We start from the raw sequence: 19,388 nt of genomic DNA, 5'->3' as shown, positions 1-19,388 counted from the left end.
GCCACCGCCTTCGCTCCTTCCGAACTCTGGCTCGGCCCAGGCGGCCTCCGTCGCTGCCTGAGCCGGTGAACAGTTACCTCCGATGTAGTGACGAAGCCGCGCCTATCGCGCGTGTGCACGCTGGGCCGACGCATGCACCTCCACGACTGCACGACACACTTCCACACGTATGGCTCGTGCCGTGCAGAGCCCTCTGGGCCTTCGCCTCGGAGAATGCCGCTCAACGCTTCCGATATTTCGACATTCTCTGGCGCGCATACATCACCCGCCTGAGAATTCATCAAAGAACTCCCCGCCCCTCAATGCAGCCGAAATCATCTCCTCAACCTCTTGAGTGAAGAGGGCGGGAGCCAACGCAAGCGCATTGTAAATAAAGTAAGCCTGCGGCTCTGTCATGGTCGACGGCTGCGAGATCAACCAATGCAGGTCGACCTCCCGCTTCTTTGGATCTCGAGACAAAACATCCCGAATAATCTCACGAATGAACCGGGCCGTCTCGCGCGACAAATGATTCCCGCGCGCCGAAAGCATTTGCCACATGGCCCTGAATAGGTCGCCAACTCCTGCCTGAGGAATTGACAGCACAGCATCTACGAGTCGACCAACCATGAAGCTCGACCAACGCGGGACCTCTTCATCAAAGTGCATGCCCATCAACGCAAGCCTGCAGGCCCCGACTCGCGCTGACTCGCCGACCGCTGAAATGGAATCATCAGCCTGCAGCTCAGGCTGGTGTCCAAAGATGCCAATAATTGGCGCGTACGCCTGTCTAAGATCTGCCGGTAGCGCTCTTATGAGACTGCTCAACGCTCCGATGTTCCCTTGAACGCGAGCCTTGCGCATCTCTGCCTCTGCAAACTCCTGAAATCGCGAGGGGTCAGTCATGTAGAAGCACCTTGATTGTGAAGTGGGGGGCCATCTCACCCGCCTGAACTCTTCGAATGATCTCCTCTGTGCGATGATGCCCGCCGGTCAGGCGGAATCCTCCCTTCGCACCATTTGCACTGATGGGGTCGTCGACCCTGAATCGCACAAGGTCGTCGTCTGTCATCTGTGAAACTCCTGACCGCTGGAAGGCGTTTGTTGGGTGCAGCCTCTCCACAATCCTTTCTGCCAATTCACCGACCGAGACCTCATAGATTCTTGGGTTGAACTCCTTGATGGTCGGCGGTCTCGGGTTCCTCGGAGTGCCAAATCCACCCTTCGAGATTCGATAGAGAACACTCTCAGGAAGCTCATTGAAATCGATGCCGTGCTTTGCAGCCTCCATCCGCTCGATGCCCAGTTCAAGTCCGGGCGCCAAAACTGGCCCCTCGCCCAGTCCAGGGGCTACTAACGTTTCCCCTGAATGACCAGGCGCCAGCATGGATTGCCCCCCCTCCCCCGGCGCCTCCTGCGGCATCACGGGGCCCTCAGGCGCAGGCGCATGCATCGGCACCCTCACCGTGCCTGCGATTCCCGGGGCCTCCACCACTGTTGTCTCGCGTGCTTGCGTCCCCTGCTGGTTGTGGCGCGCGAGAATTCGGTCTGCTTCCGCCATCAACCGCTCATGCTCTGCCTCTTCTGCACGCTGCTCTTCGGACTTGATTCCCACTGCTGCGGCCAACGACGTTGCCGCCACCTTCCACCACGGTAGCGACTTCGCCGCAGTGGGCGCAGTGCCCGTCCCTGCGTAGCCTTGGAATTTGGAGAGCGCCTCGGCACTGTTCCCCAGCCGCTTGGCTTGCTCGGCCACCTGGTGTGCATTCCTCGCCGCCCTTGCCGCCTCGCTGTAGCAGACCGTTGGCCGTGCATCACACGTATTCCCGGCAAACGGGTTGATGACCGGGTCTGGGTCATACCCGTCCAAGTCCACGTACAGCAAAGGATTGACGCGCGCATATACGTACCGGTGCAGGCTCGGTGCATCGTCCAGCGTGCCCTCGTAGGAGTCGCGGCTGATGAAACGGCCCAACTCGGAGTCGTAGTAGCGGGCCCGGGCGTAGGTGAGGCCCGTCTCGGTGTCGTACTGGTGCCCGGTGAAGCCCAGCTTGAAGTCGCCGGCCCCCGGCGCCGTTCCGCCCCGGTGATTGCCCCACGCGTCGTACTGGCGCGCGGCCACCACGTCGCCGGTGCTACTGGCCGTGGCGTCCGTCACGCTTCCCAGCGCGTCCGTCCCCAGGAAGCTCGTCGTGGTGGTTGAGGCCACCTCGCTGACGGCCAGCGGGCCCTGGCCGTAGTGGTAGCGCCGCCTCGTCGGATGGTTGGACTGGCTGCCGTCCGCCTCCTGCAACACGAAAGCGTCGTCCAGCACGTACTCCACGTCCTCCGTGGCCGTGCGCCGCTTCGTCCGCTGGAGGTTGGCGTCGTAGTCGTACCTCCCTACCTCCACGCCGCCCTCGTACACGGACGTCAGCGTGTTGCGGATGTCCCACCCCAGCTCCCGCGTCACTCCCCCCTTCTGCCGGGAGACGAGGTTGCCGTTGTTGTCCCAGTTGTACGTCGCGTTGCGTGACGCGTCCTTCGTGTCCGTCTGCGACAGCGTACGGTCCGCCCGGTCGAAGAGCGTCGTCACGTCCGCCAGCGCGTCCGCGGGCGCCAGCGCGAAGAAGGCCGCCGCCGTCAGGGCCACCACCGCCGACGCCGGGGCCCGTCGCTCTCCCAGGCGGTTGCCCACCCCGTCCAACCTGTACAGCATCGCCGTGCCCTCCGGGTACTTCACTCCCACCAGCCGGTCCAACCCGTCATACCCATAGCTGGTCGACTCGGCCGTCCCCAACGCCTGGGTGGCCGGGCTCGTGCGCTGCTCCGTCTGCGACACCCGGTTGCCATTCGCGTCGTACCCATACGCGTACCGCGTCACCACCGGCGCCGACGTGCCGCAGGTGTCCGAAACCGCCCCCTTCGCCGTGACGAGCACCTCCAGCCGCCCCGCCGCGTCGTAGCACCGCCGCTCCTCCAGCCCATTCGGGTACGTCGTCCCCTTCGGCAACCCGTCCGGCCAGTACGCGTACGTGGTGACGGCCTCGCCCATGGTGGCGGTGCGTACCCTGTCCAGCGCGTCATGCGTGTACTCGGTGGCCACCCCGTCCCCGTCCTCCACCCGCGTCCGGTTCCCCTTCGCGTCGTACCCGTACCCCACACGCTTCCCGTCGTAGCGCACCTCCTCCTTCAACCGGTCCACCCCGTCGTAGGTGCGCACCGTGGTCTCCACCACCGTCCCCGTCGCCGCCTGCTTCGTCTCCACCACCGACGTCACGTTGCCGTTGCCGTCGTACCCGTACTCCTCCCCTTCCACTGACGGCAGCTCTCGCGGCTGCTTGTGCAAGAGGTACGTCCTCGCCTCCAGCCGGTTGAGGAGGCCGTACTCCTGCAACGTCACCTGTCCTTCCGCGTCCTCACGCCGCGCGACGTTGCCCTCCTCGTCGTACCCCGTCTTCCACGTCAGGGTATTCGCACCCTCGGCGCCCGGCACGCTGCCCCGCTGCTGGGGCGTCAGCCGCGTGTGCGCATCCAGGTGCTGGTGCTCGTCCGTCCTCCGGTTGAGGGCGTCATGGGCGTACGTCGTCAGGTTGCCGTTGGCGTCCTGCTTCGCCACCAGGTTGCGCTGCACGTCGTAGACGAAGGAGTGCACCCCTCCCAGTGCGTCCGTCACTGACAGCAGCCTCCCTTCCTCGTCGTACGCATACCGCGTCACGAAGTTGCCCTCGCACGCGTGGGCCCGCACCGCCTCCACGTCCAGCCCCGCCGCCGCGCCGTGCCCCAGCGTCGCCCCTCCCAGCGGCCGCTTCTCGCACTCCTTGTTGCCGCTCGCGTCGAAGGCCCGCGTCGTAACGTTGCCCACCGCGTCCTCGCTGCGCACCGCCCGGTTCAGGTCGTCGTACGTGTGCCGCACGTCGTACGCCACCCCCGTCACCCGCGCCCCCTTCACCTCCAGCACGTTGCCCACCGCGTCATACTTCGACGTGGTACGCGCCGCCTCCGCCGTCCCCACCCCTCGCGTCTGCTCCAGCAGGCGGCCCGCCCCGTCGTACACCGACTCGGTGACGTGGCCGTTGGCGTCCGTCTCCCGCGTGGCATGGCCGCTGCCGTCGTACTGCGCCTCGCTCGTCTGCGTGTCCTCCCCATCGCTCCGGACGGTGCGCTCCACCCGTCCGAGGCCATCCAACTCCTGCGTCTGCGCGGTGCCGCGCCGGTCATACTGCGTCCGCGTCCTCGCCACGTCGTCGTACACCGTGCTTTGCGTGTACTCCGGCGTGGTGGCCTCCAACGCGAAGTCCCGCTGGAAGCGCGGCCGGTTGGCCCCGTCGTACTCGTACGTCGTGACGTACCCCTTCCTGTCCCTCTCCTCGCGCTTGTTGGCCGCGTCGAAGCGCGTCTCCCTCGCGTGCCCCAGCGCGTCCACCGTACGCACTTCGCGGCCCAGGGCGTCCACGTACCGCGTCGTCACGTTGTTCCGCGCATCCCTCTCCTCCACGCGCACCAGGCCCGCCTCAGGCACGTCCACGTAGGCGCGCGCGCTTCGCGTCAACTCCTGTCCACCGGCCGAGAGGCTCTCCACCAGCACTTCGCGTGTCGGCCGGCCCAGCATGTCGAAGCGCGCCTTGCGCTGAATCCCCCGCCCATCCACCTGCGCAATGACGTGGCCCTCACCGTCGTAACTGAGGGCTTCCGTCACCCCCATGGGCAGTGTGCGTGAGACTCGCCGGTTGAGGCCGTCGTAGCCCTCCACCGTGCGCCGGCCCAGCGCGTCCACCACCGCGCTCCGGTTGCCATTCGCGTCGTACTCGTACCGGGTGGTGAGGCTCAGCGCGGGCCCCACGCGCGGGTCATCCGGGCTTCGCGCCAGCGAGGCCTCGCCGTCGTCCACCACCTCGGCGAGGGCGCGGTCCAGGTCGTCCAGTTCCACGGTGCTCACGAAGCCTCGCCTGTCGCGCGTGTGCACGCGGTGCTGTGCGTCCTCGTAGCGCGTTGTCTGCGTGTACACCCACGTGGCCCCGCCCCGCCTCGCCACCGTCTCCGTCACCACCAGCGGCCGGTTGAGTCCGTCATACGTGGTGCCTCGCACCAGGTGCACCGCCGTCCCCTGCCGACTCTCCACCCGGGTGGCGTTGCCGTTGCCGTCGTACTCGCGCCGCTCCTCACGGCCCACCGCGTCCACCGTGGACGTCCGACGGTTGGCGAAGTCATACGCGTACGTCGTCGTGTGGCCGTTGCCATCCGTCTCCGCCAGGAGGTTGCCCACCCTGTCGTAACGCCGCGTCATCTCGTATTGGCGGAGGGCCGACGTGGCGAAGGACTCGGAGGGCACCTCCGGCGTCCTCACGCGCACCACCCGGTACAGCACGTCCAGCCTCGACTCCGTCCGGAAGCCGTGCCGGTCCTCTTCCCAGACGCGATTGCCCACCGCGTCGTAGCCGTAGCGCGCCACCACGCCCGCCAAGCCCACCGCGGTGGCTTCGCCGCCTTGCGCCTGGAAGCGGGCCGCGTCCTCCACGGCCACCGTCACCGTCACCGGCCGGTCGGCGAAGTCATACGCCGTGCGCGTCACCACCCCGCGCCGGTCCACCACCTCCGTCCGGTTGCCCGCCTCATCGTAGCGGTACACCGTCCTCAGCGCCGCGGCGAGGTTGCCTCCCGACTCCGTCACTTCCTCCGGCCGGTTGAGCCCATCCAGCTGCACCTCACGCGTCAGCCCCAGGCCGTTCCGCTCCTCCTTCACCTGCCCGCCCGCGTAGTACGCGTACTGCGTCGTCAGGCCGGGGCCCTTCGCGTTGCGGCGCTCGCGGCGCACCACGCGGTCCAGCCCGTCGTAGGCCAGGTGTGTCTTGTGGCCCAGCGTGTCCGCCTCGTCCTCCAGGCGGCTGCGCTTGTCATACGTGGACGTCGTCTCGATGAAACCGCCGCCGGACGTGGGCGTCTGCCTCCTCGTCGGGTTTCCGTACCCGTCGTACGCGAGGACAACGGTGGTGTGGCCATTGCCGTCCACGGCGGAGACCAGGTCCCCCCTGACGGCGCCCGTAGGGCAGGCCGCCCCCTGCACCTGGCAGTACCGCTGGCTCGTCACGAGGTCCGAGGGGGAGGTGGCCACTCCACCCGCCAACTCCAGGCACCCCGCCTCTCCCAGCAACGCGGCGCTGGCCACCGTGTTGGCCAGGGCACGTGATTGCAGCATCCGGCCTGTCCCCGCGGGCGTGCCTGTCTGGGGATTCACTCCCGTGGAGTCCACCGTGTGCAGCGTCACTCGCCCTTCCGCGTCGAGGTGGCACGTCGGGACGGCGAAGGCCGCGTCGTACGCCCACCGCTCCACCACCGCGGGCACCGGCTGCCCCTCTGCGTCCAGCACGCGCTCCGTCGGCTCCGTGTCTTCGCCCGAAGCAGCGAGCGCCGGAGTCTCCGTCCTGCGCTCCACCAGGTTGCCGAAGGTGTCGTACTTGTAGCGCGTCACCCGGCCACGCGCGTCCTCCTCGCTCACCTTGCGGACATGCGTGGCGTCCCAGTCTGTCCGCGTGCGCGCCACCTGTGTCCCGCTGAGGGGACGCTCCACCTCCACCGCCGCGCCGTACGGATTCATCCGGTACACCGTCGCCGGCACGCCGGGGCGCGGCCCCGTCACCCGCGTCTCATACGTGCGCACGGGCTGCCCGAAGAGGGGCCGCGTGTTGGGCTCCAGCGCGTACACGAACTCCGTGGTGGCTCCCTCGGGCTCCAGCACGCGCTTCACCCGCTCGCGCTTGTCCCCGAAGCGCAGGTAGTCCGACTCTCCCGGCAGCGTGTCCGCCTGCGTGTACCACTCGTACCGCGTCGTGTTGCCGTTCGCGTCCGTGTACGCGGCCAGGTTGCTCTGCAGCCGCTCGTCGAAGCTGTCCACGTACTCGTACTTCTCTTCCCTCAGGACGGGCGCCCCCGACTCGGCACACCCACCGTCCAGGCGCCTCACGCTGCCCAGGTTCGCGCGCACGTCGTAGCCGAACGACAGGCACACTCCCAGCGAGGTGGCCGTCCCGTCCTCGGGCACCGGCGCGGGCGCATACGGGTTCTCCATCAGCTCCACGTTGGCCAGCAGCGCACGCGGCGCCCCGGGCAGGCGCATGTAGCCGAATTGCAGCAGGCGGCGGGCTCCCGCCTCGTAGATTCGCGTCACCTCGCCGTCCACGTCCGCTCCGCCGTACTCCAGCGTCGCGCGGTTGCCCGCGGCGTCCGTCACCGAGCGCAGCCGGTGCCGGGGCGGACTCACGGAGGTGTCCACCTGCCCGTACCGGTACTCGACTCCCGCAGGAGCCCGGAAGACGAGCTGCTCCTGCGACGTGCCCCCCACCGGCACCGTCTCGCGGCGGAAGGTGCCGTGGTAGCCGCGCTGCGCCGTGCACGCACCCGTGCCGCCGCACGTGAAGACCTGGCCGCCGCCCTCGCCGCCCACCACCATGTAGCGGAACTCGCCGTTGCTGCCGTCGAACACCACGAAGCTCCGGTAACCGTGCGTCCAGCCGCGGCCCAGCGGCCCCGCCTCGAAGCCCTGGTTGCTGTAGCTGCGCGTGAAGGCCAGCGGAGCGCCACGGCCAGGGACTCGCAGGTCCTCGAACTGCCGGGTGAGGTGCCCGTCCACCACGCTGACGTTCTTCACGAAGGTGTGGCCCACCGGCAGCGCGCCCGCGTCGTCCACCGTCGTCTTCAGCGTGAGGCGTTGCGTTTGCGGCTGGTCGGGGTTGGCCGCGGACACGAAGTCGATTCTCACCTCCTGGCCAGAGGGGTCTCCCGGAGGTACCTGGAGGCGCAGCACACCCGAGCCGGCCACCCTCTCCGGAGGCGGCGCGTTGGCGTCCACGGCCCGCACCTCCAGCACGCCCTCCGCGTTGCGCACCAGCCGCCCCCGGCTGAGGAGCGTGGGGCCGGACGTCACCGACACGTCGCCCTCTTCATCCAGACAGAACGACAGCGGCGCCGGCACCAGGATGGGTTTTTCTGTGGCCGTTGCCGCCACCACGTCCGAGCCCTCGGGCGTCGCCGCCGACTCGAAGTTGCGCACCGGGAGGATGACCTTCGCCCCCAGCGTGTCGCCGCTGGCCACCAGCTGGCTCCCCGCCGGAGCGATGCGGATGACGCCGCTGCTCACCACGTCCGTGACGGACGGCGCGAGGCTGTAGCGCACCGCGTGCACCTCCACCCGGATGACACCGCCATGGGTGCCGGGCCTCAGCGGCAGCGTGAAGGTGGTGCCAGACTCCGGCGAAAGCTGGACGAGCGACGAATCCGAGGGGAACCGCGGCGAGCCCGCCAGCGCGCCGTCCGCGAGGAGGGCTTCCCCCGGCACCGCGGGCTGCTCGATGAAGCGGGCATAGAGGGGATAGCCGGCGGGGTTCGAGACGCGGACCCGCGCGAAGCCCTCATCCACGGACGCGCCATTGCACGGACTGGCGACGGGCTCCCCGGAGGTCGCGTCAACCACGGCCTGGACCTCGGACTCCACCGAGTGGAACGAGTAGGAAAAGGCCGCCGGGCTCAGAGCCGCGGCCCTGTCTCCGTCCGGGGTCCGCTCCACCACCGAGGCGCGCACCAGGACGTACTGCCGCCCGTTGTGCACCAGGTACTTCGGCCAGAACACCACGCGCTGGTCGTCATCGAGACCGCCCCCCACCGTCAGCGGCGTCGCCACCTGTTCGGAGAGGGTGGCGGTATCCGACGCCACCTGGATGCGCACCTGCACACTCGCGAGGTCCGGCTCATTCCCCTTCACCGGCTGCCAGGGGCCTCCATTCTCCGGGGCGCTCAGCACCTGGGCCACCAGCGGCTCGGGGAAGTCTCCGCCGAAGACGCCGTTGAAGTGGGTGCCCAGCGTCTCCACGGTGAGGGTGTACCGCTTGTGGTTCTCCGACGCCGGGGGAAGCCCCGCCTCGACGATGTAGCTGGCGCTGACCGGCCCTCCGGGTGACTGCGCGCTGGCCGTCGCCGTGTACTCGCCTGGGGTGGGGCCGGGGACATAGCCCGCCAGCACCTCTCCGAGCGTCTCGGTCGGCTGCATCAGCGTGGGCGTGACGTGGGCCGAGCCCAGCACCTGAATCTGACCCGGGGGCACCACGGCCGGGTTGAAGAAGCCCCCCGTGCCCGGCGCGCCGCTCCAGGTCATGTCCACGTTGGCCAGGGGATTGCCATGGGTGTCCACGGCCCTGGCCCGCAGGGCGCGGCCCGTCTCGACGCCGCTGACTCCGAGTTCCAGCCGCCGCGGGTCCTCGACCTCGATGCGCGCCAGGGGGCCGGGCATGCCAAGCACGGTGAAGGGGCTCGCCAGCGCGAGGGTGACTTCCCCACTCGTCGTCTGGGCCATCACCTCGTTGAAGCCCACGAACTGGCTGGCCGGGTGGGCGTTCGTCCCGGTGGGCGCCACCGGGAGCTGGATGGCCCACTTGCGGATGTCCTTGTCCGGAATGACGAGCACCCGCGCCCGGCCTCGCTTGTCCGTGTTCACCGTCACGGAGGCACTCGGCGTGCCGGGGGCCTCCACCGTCGCGAAGCGCGGGACGGCGTGGTTGTTCTGCGTGTGCACCCTGAAAGTCACGGGCGCCCCGTTGACGGGGGTGCCGTCCGCGGCGGTGACGTACACCGCCAGCGGCACCGTCCCGGGCTTGTCCACCTCCACCTGCTGCAGGTCCGTCGCCGCCACCTTCACGATGCGGGCGATGCGGGCGAGGTCGTCCGTGGACTGAGGGGCGTCAGGGCCCTCGAGCACCTCCACCAGCGAGTCATCCAGCCACGCGCCGGGGGAGACAATCGTCTGACCACCGGAGAGACGGCCCGACAGGTAGTAGCCACCTTCCTCCGTGAGTGGCTCGCGGGCGATGTAGCCCGTCCCCTCCCAGTCCCTCAGCTCCAGGGGCACCTCCGGAATCCGCACCTCCCAGCCCCGGGAGACCAGGTCCTCCACGTCGCGGCGCACCTCGGGCGTGGCGACGAGCCGGGCCAGCTGCGCCGGGGCATTGGCCGGGGTGATGTCCAGGACGTCCACCCCCTGCGCTCGCGCGCGCTGGAGCACCGTCGCCGCGGAGACCGCCTCCTCGCCGGTGCCTTGCGCCAGCACGTGTGCTTCCTGGTAGCTGCCCTCGTAGCCCGCCATCCGGAAGAGCGCCCTGCCCCGCCCCGCCACCAGCTCCAGCGGCGTCATGGTGCGCAGGTCCGCGTCCATCTCCAGCCCCTTCCAGAGGAGCCGCTGCGGCACGCCCAGCGTCTGCTCCACCTCCAGCTGGTTCTGCACCAGCACCACGCTGGCCGTGGGGTGGATGGGCACCACCTGGAGCAACCTCGCCAGTTCGCGCTCCCCGGCCGTCCACGCATTCACGTACGCCGCGGCGCGCTCGTAGAGGAAGCGGGGCGCTTCGCCGTCCTGGATGTCGTCCACGTCCAGCAACACGGGCGAGTACGCGTTGCCAGGGCTCCCCACGCCCACGGCCACCAGGTTGCCGGCGATGATGCGGTTCTCCATCCGCCGCTTCGAGCCGTCCGGCAGCACCAGCTCCAGCGCCCACGTGTGCTCCAGGCCCAGTCCCACCGCGCGGGTGCCGAGCGCCTTCTGCTTCCCGTCCACCCGCAGCTGCGGCATCACCCGCACCACCGACGCGGGCGCCTGGTAGAGCCCCCCATACCGGAGGACGACCTGCTCGTCGGCCACCGTGGCCGGGCGGTAGGTGAGGAGGGTGCGGTGGCCCGCCACCTGATGCAGGGGCAGCGTCACGTCCAGGAAGAGGCCCGCATCATCCGAGGCCGTCACCCGCAAGCGTTGCCGGGCCGAGTCCGGCAGGAAGGCGGACTCCGCCTGCACCGACACCACCTCGTAGGGCAGCGTGCCGGGGAGGAAGGACAGCTCCTCGCGGCGCCGCTGCACGGTGCGCAGCGTCTGCTCGTAGCTCGTCTCCGGATGCTGCGCGGTGAGGAAGTCACGCACCCGGCTCCGGTAGTACTCGAGTGGCGAGAGCGGGCCGTTCTGGGAGAGGTAGCCATCGGTGAAGGACTCCGGCCCCACGCCCATGGCCTCCAGGGCGTCCAGCACCGGGGGCGTGGCCGCGTACTTCGCGGTGCCCGGAATGGCGGCATCCAGCGCCACCCACTGCCGCGCCCCCGCGCCGTCTCCGACGCCGCGGTAGTCCGCATAAGGAAGGTAGGCCTCCACCCAGACGCGGGAGAGCTTCACCGCCACCACCCGGTTTCCCCCCGACACCGGCTCGAAGGGGATGCCCGCCGCGGAGAGCCCCTGAAAGACGCGCTGCTCGATAGCCGCCGGCAGCTGGAAGGCCGCGCCCGAAGCGCCGTACAGCGCCGTCACCTCCGCCTCGGTGAGCAGCCCCATCAGGTCCGCCAGCTTCGGCAGCGGGAGCTTCACGGTGCCACGCACGTAGCGGGCGGGGATGTCCTGCGCCCTCAGCAGGGCGATGAGGAGCGTCGACAGGTCCGCGTCGTTGCCGCGCTTCTGACGCAGCGTCTCCGTGGAGCCCTTCGTCGAGCCGTGGTACCAGTCCAGGTCGAACTCATTCTTGACGTACTCGTAGGCCGCCTTCGCGGTCCCCAGCTCGCGTGCCCGGGCCACCACCTCCGCGGACAGCTCCACCTCCTGTCCCTGCGTCGTGTCCTCCAGCGCGGGCAGGCTGAGGGGGCCGGCGAGGAAGGCCGGGACGATTTCCTCGGAGGCCAGCTCGGCCGGCGCCAGCATTCCCCGCACGTACGTCAGCTCCGAGCCCAGCACGGGCACGGGCCGCGAGGCGCCCCACTCGCGCAGTTCCTCGCGCAGCTTCGCGAGCCGGGTGGGCGCGTCGTCGTAGAGCCGCCGTTCGATGTAGGCCAGGTACCGTTTCCAGAGGGAGTCGCGTGGCTCGGAGAGCGCCTCACGCACCTGGCGCAGGGCCTGGAGCGTCGGCTCCGCGCGCGCCGTGAGCTCCGCGCGCTGGTGTCCCACCCGGCCCGCCAGCTCCGTGTCTCCCGGTGGCAGCGCGGCCTCCAGCGCGGCCATCCGCCGCAGGGACTCCTGGTGGCTCTCCTCCAGCAGGCGCTCCACCTCGCTCAGGGCGGAGGCCGCTTCCTGATGTCTCGCCGCCTCGTCTCCGGTGGGCTGGGCGGGGAAGCTGAAGACGCGCTCCCAGAAGCCCAGCGGCACGCCGACGCGCTCCACGGCCACGTCCAGCTTCCGGGCGAGGTCCGTCCCCTGCGCATGAGGCCGGGTCTGCTCCTCGTGGCGCTGGCGGCGGCGGTTGAACTCCTCGGTGCGGGCGCGCACCGCGGCCCAGTCAAAGGGGGACGGAGCCGGCGGGGTGACAACCACCACCGGCAGCTGGCCGCCACCGGCCCCGTGGGGCGTGAGGCCCGCGGCGAGGCCCCGCATCCGCCTGTGCGCGGCGGTCTGCTGGTCCGCGGCTGCGGCCACGGCCGGAGCCTCCGGCCCCTTTGGCGCCGGAGGGGCGCCCTCCACGGTCCGCGCCGCCAGTAGCGTGACGAGGACGAGGACCACCCGGTATACAGAAGAGGAGTCGAACATGATTCGCGCGCTATTCGAAGGAAGAGAGGATGCGGGGAGACCTGGACCGGGGCTTCAGCGGCACCCGCTGTGTTCCGAGAGGTCTCCCGGCTTGCCCAGGGCGCCACATGCGGCGTCAAGCCAACGTGAGGCACCGACAGCACCGACAAGCCTTGGGGTGACCGCGTAGATGGCGAGCCGGCTTTCTCTCCGGCCCTCGTGATGCGTTACTGCTCCTGATTGGCAATGGACTTCGGGCAAGCGTCGTCCGCGACTCTCTCCCGGGAGCGCACCGTGCCAGCGCACCGATAGACACACCCCCACCTGCGCGTCGGCTCCCGGAAGGTTTCCTGATAGAGCGTGCAGACGCTGGGGTCCTGCAGGAGGCTGATGGCCCTATCAATGGTCCTCAGGGTCTTCTCGTCAGAGACTTCCGGACGCAGGGCCTTCAGGTGGGGAACAGCCTCGGCGCGTCCCAGCGTCATCAAATCATCGACAAGCCATCGCTGCGCCTCCGCATCCCGTCGTTCGCGGAGGTTCGAAGCGAGAATGCCCACCTTTTCGTTCTCCGGTGCAAGCTCGACGAGTCCCTTCAGGGCCTCTCGTGAGAGCGAGAAAGCGGCCTTGTCGCTGGAGGCAAGTCGCTGGAGCACCCCTCGGGCCCGCTCCTTCTCGAGCTGCACCAACCCCTTCACGGCGGCCACCACCTGATGGGCGTTGTCGGCCCGGCCGGTTTCCGCAGCATCTGTCACCAGCTTCTCGAAGAGCGGAACCGCCTCCTCACCGTACTTTTTCAAGAAGGACTGGAAGCTCTCATCGTATGCCCCGTCCTCTCGCCGCGCGTCCTGGTCTTCCTGGATGGCGCGGTCCAGTTCCTCCTGGAGCCGAGGCGGACTGGCGGAGCCCGCCGGCCTGCAGGCGCCAGCAACCAGGGCCAGAAAAAACAGGCTACAGAGAACTCGAGCGATTGACCCTGTCGACAAAGTCCGCCTCCTCCTCGGAAATATCCACGCTGCCCGCTTCCGGTCCGGTCTTGAAATACATCAGTGAATTGTCGTTCATGGCGTGGCCATACTCCTTCGTTTCTTCGGCGCCGTATGGAGGCGTCGTGGGAAGCAGGTACGGAGGCCTGCCGGAGGGGCCCACTTTGGATGGCTCGACCGTGCCATCCGTGTTGTTGAGTCCCAGGTGGTGACCATACTCGTGCGCGGTGGACAGCTCACGCTCGCGCGGTTTGAGCGCATCCAGCTGGCGATGGGTCTTGGGGTCCATCCGCACGTTGTTGCCGGCAGCAACCGCGATTCCCGCTCGAGGCAGAGCCACCGCGAGGACATATCGATTCCCCGTCCAGATGAACCTACGCCGGTAATACATCTCCATGTATTCCGAGCCGAACTGGGCCTTCCGATCCGGCTGAGACAGCGTATCGAGTTGCATGACCTCGTGAACGAGCTTCGTGCTGTAATCTCCCGCGACGAGCTCTGCGGTAGCTTCTCGACACGTGGCGGGTCCATCACCGTCCACGCGAGTGAACCGGACACAGGCCTGGCGCCAGATGTTGTTGGTGGCAGCCAGGTCCTTCGCGAGCCACTCAGGTGGCAGGATTTCACTCACTTCGTCCGCGTCATCGCAGTCCGTGACGACAGCAAAGGGCCGGACCTTGATGGTCCGGTAGTTCTTCACCGTGAGGGTCAGCGGCGAGGCAGAAGCCCTCGACTTCGCCTTGTCCACCGAAATCTCGAGGCCAACCTTGCCGGGCAGGCCCGGAAAGGGGCCCGTAGTGGTCGCGGGAGACAGTTGGACCTTGGGGCCCTTGTTGCCACCCACGAAGGTAACCCCGGTGCCGTTCGCATCGAGGCTCCAGGTAATCAGGTTCTCGAGCCCCTGGGTGTTCTTCAGGACGAAGGTGGCCGGCGGGTCCGTCTGCCCTGACTCCGGCACACAGAGCCGTGCGGGATTCCAGACGACGCCAGGGGCTGCCGGGTCCCGGTTCGGGGCCGCATCGAAGTCAGACTTGCTGGTGATGAGGTCGATGCCAATGTCCCGGACCTTCTTCTCGATCTTCTCGCCGAGTCCCTGCACCTCGACCTGTAGCGCGCCTCCCGGCGGAACCGCCATGAGCGCGCCACCATCCTGGCCAGCCGGCCCGACGCCGCCATCACCGCCGTCCGCTCCGCCGGAAACGGGAAGGACGTCGCGAGCGCATTCATCACCCGCATCCCCCGAGACCACCGACTGGGGGAAGCCGCCATCATCGGGCAGCTCGGTCTCGGGTGGAGCCGCCTCCCCGAACAGGTCATCTCGCGAGGAATACCCCGCGACGGCCGTCACCCACTCGGACCGGTACTGGTTGGCGAGGGTCAGCGCGAGCTCCACCCGGGTCTCCACACCGCACTGCCCGGTAACGCCCTTCAGGATGGCCTTGTACTCCCGGCCGTCCGTGGGCGGCGGCCAGAGCTCCACGCGGAACCGCCGGGCCTGACCCGCCAGATAGTCCGCGTACGGCTGAAGGCCGACATAGAAGGTCGTCGGGTCGTCCTCGGTGCTCAGTCGCTCGCCGTCGTCACCCACGAGGTAGAAGGAGGGGCTGGCGAGGACCTCGACCTTCCGCGACACCCGCACCGCCGACAGCGCGGGCGGCTCGCCGTATGCGGCGCGGTCCTGGTAGAGCTCGAAGCTGACGAGCCCGCCCACCGTGTCCGGCACCACCGGGAAGGAGAAGTCCGTCCTGCTCAGCGAGAGCGTCCCGTCCGGACGCTGGCTCGTGCCGAGGCTGGCGGGAACCTCCACCAGGCTCGCGTCCGACGGGTGCCGCTTGAACACGTCCGGGCCCGGGACGCGGACGATGTCTCCCGTCCCCGAAACCGGCGTCTGGACCACCCGCAGGTAGAGGGGCGCATCCGACGGGTGGCTCACCGATAGCTCGAGGTACCGCGTCTCCGCGGCAAGCACGGGCTCGCCCGCGAGCACCACCTTCTCCAGCGTCGGCTTCACCTGCGCCACGGAGAGCTTCGCCCGGCCTGAGGGCGCCTCGATGTAGAAGGACTGTCCGCAGCACACCTGCCGCGAGTCCTGCGTCTCGTCCACCCGGCCGCGGAAGGTGATGTACTGGTAGCCGTCCTCCACGACGTAGGTCGGCCAGAAGATGGCCTTCGTCCGGTCATCCCCGGGCATGCTCGTGTCCACGTCGCGAGGCACCCGTGTCTCCGACAGCAGCAGCGTGCCCAGCCGGTCCCGGACCTCCATGGTCACCTCGACGCGGGAGAGGTCTCCCCCCGGGCCCTCCAGGGGAACCCAGCCGCCCCCGGAGACCCGCCGCAGCACCACGCCCGCCACCGGCGAGGCCAGCCGCGTGCCGTGGATGCCACCGAACTGCACACCCCGCTGAATCACCGGCCGGAACACGTAGTCCGGCTGTTCCGTGGGCACGCTGAAGGTCTGGGTGAGCCCCGCCACCTGGGCCAGCACCTCGCCCGAGGTGCTCTGGTAGCCGGGAATGAAGTCCACCTTCACCTGCCCCTCCGTGGAAGAGAGCCGCATCACGCTCGGCACCTGCAGCGGGTCGAAGAAGTCCAGCACCCGCACGTTCAGGTCCTTGCGCAGCGGGGAGTCTGGAGGCAGCCCGTCATAGTCGAAGAAGCGGCTGTCGCCCGCGAGGCTCGTCCAGGTCACCGGCTGGTTCGCCAGGCGGTTGTCGAACCGGTCCTGCACCCACACCGCGAGCGGGTGCCCCAATTCCAGCCCCGCGGGAGCCGCGGGCACCAGCGCGCCCGGAAAGGGCACCAGCCGCGCCGGTGCCTCGGGCAGGGCCGTCACCCGGAAGGAGTCCACCACCTGCACCTGGTTGCCATTCCCGTCCGTCACCCGCGCCAGCACCTCGCTGAGTCCCAGGAGCTGCGCGTGCGGCTGCTCGGGCGTCGTCGGGGCGAAGATGGCCACGCGGCTGAAGTTCGGGTCGGGCGTCATGTAGACACCGGCCTGCCCGTATTCGTTGGTGGTGACGGTGACCTCGGCGGGCAGTGCGTGGACGCGCTCCACCACCTGGCTCCCCGGGCCGCTGAGGACGGCCTGCAGCGTCTCCGCCTGGGCGGCGAGCCCCGGCTTCGCGTCGCCGTGACGGAAGAAGGTCACCGCTGCGCCCTTCACGGGCCTGCCGTCCTCCGTGACGACGTACACGCGAAGCTGTCTGGGCGCGAGCTTCCCCGCCTGCGTCTGCTGGAAGTCCGTCTCCGCGACCTTCGTAATCTCCGCCACCTTCGTGACGTCCTCCTCGGCGGGCGGCGCGTCCGGCTGGCGCAGTTGCTCCACCAGCGTGGCTTCTGGCCACCGGCCGGGGGAGACCACCGTCTGTCCTCCGGAGAGCCGCCCCGAGAGGAAGTAGCCCGCCTCCTCGGTGGCGGGGGCATGGGCGATGAAGCCCGTCCCCGTCCAGTCCTCGAGGACCACCGGCGTGGCGGGAATCCGGACGTGACGCCCCAGGGCCAGCAGGTCCCGCACATCCCGAAGGACCTCGGGCGTGGCGGAGAGTCGCGGCAGCTCCGTCTCCTGGTTCTCCGGCGTCAGGTTCAGGATGGCGATGCCCTGGCGGGCCGCCTCCTGCAGCACTGACGTGGAGGCCACGGTGGGCACGCCACTGCCCTGCGCCAGCACCCGCGCCTCCAGGAAGCTGCCCTCGTAGCCGGACAGCCGCAGCAGCTCCCGGCCCGCCCCCGCCCTCAACTCCACCGGAGTGAGGGTGCGCAGGTCCGCGTCCAGCTCCAGCCCCTTCCACTCCACCCGCCGCGGAACTCCCAGCACCGAGTCCACCTGGAGCTGGTTCTGCACGAACACGAAGTTGCCCGTGGGCCGCACCGGCAGCACCTGCGTCAGCCGCGCCAGCTCCTCCTCGCTCTGCGTCCACGCGCTCGCATAGGCCGCGGCGCGGCCATAGAGGAAGCGCACGGCGGCGCCGTCCAGGCCCTCCGGGCCCTCGCCCTCGACATACGCATTGCCCGGTGCCCCTACCCCGAGCGCGATGAAGTTGCCCGCCACCACGCGGTTCTCGACCTGCCTCACCGCTCCGCCCGGCAGCAGCAGCTCCAGGCGCCAGGTGTGCTGCGTGCCCAACCCCACCGCGCGCCCGCCCACGGCCACCTCCTGGCCTCCCACTCGCACCACGGGCACCACGTCCACGAGGGACGCCGGGGCCAGGTACAGCCCTCCCGAGGACTGCACCAGCTCCTGGTCGGCGGCGGTCGCGGGCTTGTACCCCAGCACCGCGATGTGGCCAGTGAGCTGGTGCAGGGGCAGCGTCACATCGAAGAGCGGGCCGTTGGCGTCCGCGCCCGACAGGCGCACCCGTTGCTGGGCCGATTCGGGAAGAAAGGCGAGCTCCTCCTGCACCGACACCACCGGGTACGGCAGTGAGCCGGGAATGAAGGGCAGGGCCTCCGGACGCGCGCTCACCGTGCGTAGTACCTGTTCATAGGTGACGTCCGGCCTCTGGGCCGCGAGCCACGCCTGGATGCGCCCCCTCACGAACTCCAGAGGTGACTGCGCGGAGCGCTGCGCCAGGTAGGCGTCCATCAGCGAGGTGGGTGTCTCCGCCATGGCCTCCAGCGCCGACAGCACGGGAGACGTGGCCGCCACCTTCGCCCTTCCCGTCAATGCCGGCTCCAGCGGTACCCACTGCCTGCCGCCCTCCCCCACCCCACGATAGTCCGCATAGGGCAGGTACGCTTCCACCCAGATGTGCGCCAGGCGCACCGCCACCACCTGTGCCCCCTCACTCACCGGCTCGAAGGGAATGGCCGCCGCCGCCAACACCTGCAGCACACGCTGCCTGAGGAGCTCGGAGACGACGAAGGGCGCTCCGCCATGCTGGGAAGCATCTAGCGCCGAGGCCTCCTCGGGCGAGAGCAACCCCATGGCGGCAGCGAGGGCGGAGAGCCGCAACTCCACCGTTCCCCGCACGTAGCGCGCCGGGGTGCCCTGGGCGCGCAGCAGGGCGATGAGGAGGCTGGCCAGGTCCGCGTCGTTGCCACGCAAGTCCCTCAGTGTCTGCGTGGCTCCCTTCAGGGAGCCGAAGTACCACTCCAGGCGCGCCCCGTTCCTGACGAAGTCATGGGCGGCCTTTGCCGTGCCCAGCTCGCGTGCCTTCGCCACCAACTCGGCGGACAGCTCCACCTCCCGGCCCGTCTCGGTGTCCTCCAGGGCCGGCATAACGCCGGCGGCCGCGAGGTACGCGGGCGTTACTTCCCCACTGAGAAGCGCTCCGGGGGCCACGTCCCCCCTCACGTATGTCAGCTCCGCCCCCAGCGTCTGGGGCGCGGGCGCCGACCACTCCTCCAGGCGGGACTGAAGCGCGGTCAGCCTCGCGTCCGGCCTGCTGCCCGTCAGCGAGTGCAGGAACCGCAGCAGACCTCCCATGCGTCCGTCGTACGCGCGCAGCGCCTCGGTGGCCCGTGTGCCCAGCCCCCGCGCCTCGGCCTCTCGGGAAGCCAGCAACTCCCGCTGCCGGCGCAGCCGCTCCTGCCAAATCGCCTTGTGAGGCGAATCCGGGAGCGACGCCTCGAGCCCGTCCAGGTGCCGCAGCCCCCGCTCCTTCTCCGATGACAACTCCGACAGCACTGCTTCCACCTGGGCGGTCGCGAGCCCGCGCTCCCCCTGCGTCTGGCCATTCTTCGCCACCAGCGACCGGGCCTGGGCCAGCGATTCCACCGGCCTTCTGGTGGAGCGCACGGCCTCCTCCGCCGCGCGGTGGCGCGAGAGTGCCTCCTCGAATAGCCGGGTCTGCTCACGGACGCGAGCCAGGTCGATGTCCGCCCCCACTCCCGGCGGCATCACCAGTGCTGAGGAAACCACGCGCGATGGTGCCGCCGCCCCCTTCACGGGGGCGGCGACCGCCACGGACAGCGTCGTGAGCGCAGCGGCGAGT

General features: G+C 69.3%; 4 protein-coding genes. All 4 read right to left on the bottom strand.

Going from position 1 to position 19,388, the window contains the following annotated elements; genetic code table 11:
* Nucleotides 1-261 precede the first annotated feature (261 nt).
* Complete coding sequence (locus K8638_RS15395) at nt 262-885, bottom strand: hypothetical protein (protein WP_223755273.1); 624 nt, start codon at nt 883-885, stop codon at nt 262-264.
* Nucleotides 878-12,493 (bottom strand): RHS repeat-associated core domain-containing protein, encoded by an 11,616-nt coding sequence (locus K8638_RS44565; protein WP_305071166.1) that lies wholly within the window; start codon nt 12,491-12,493, stop codon nt 878-880. Before K8638_RS44565 ends, K8638_RS15395 begins: the two co-directional genes overlap by 8 nt.
* A gap of 206 nt (nt 12,494-12,699) precedes the next feature.
* Complete coding sequence (locus K8638_RS15375; RefSeq protein WP_223755272.1) at nt 12,700-13,269, bottom strand: hypothetical protein; 570 nt, start codon at nt 13,267-13,269, stop codon at nt 12,700-12,702.
* A 151-nt stretch (nt 13,270-13,420) separates the two neighbouring features.
* Nucleotides 13,421-19,315 (bottom strand): transglutaminase-like domain-containing protein, encoded by a 5,895-nt coding sequence (locus K8638_RS15370; protein WP_223755271.1) that lies wholly within the window; start codon nt 19,313-19,315, stop codon nt 13,421-13,423.
* Nucleotides 19,316-19,388 lie beyond the last annotated feature (73 nt).

Source organism: Myxococcus sp. RHSTA-1-4 (assembly GCF_020037125.1).
GTDB lineage: Bacteria > Myxococcota > Myxococcia > Myxococcales > Myxococcaceae > Myxococcus.
The sequence above is the reverse complement of the archived record's forward strand: the minus strand, read 5'-3'. Positions and strand labels throughout refer to the sequence as shown.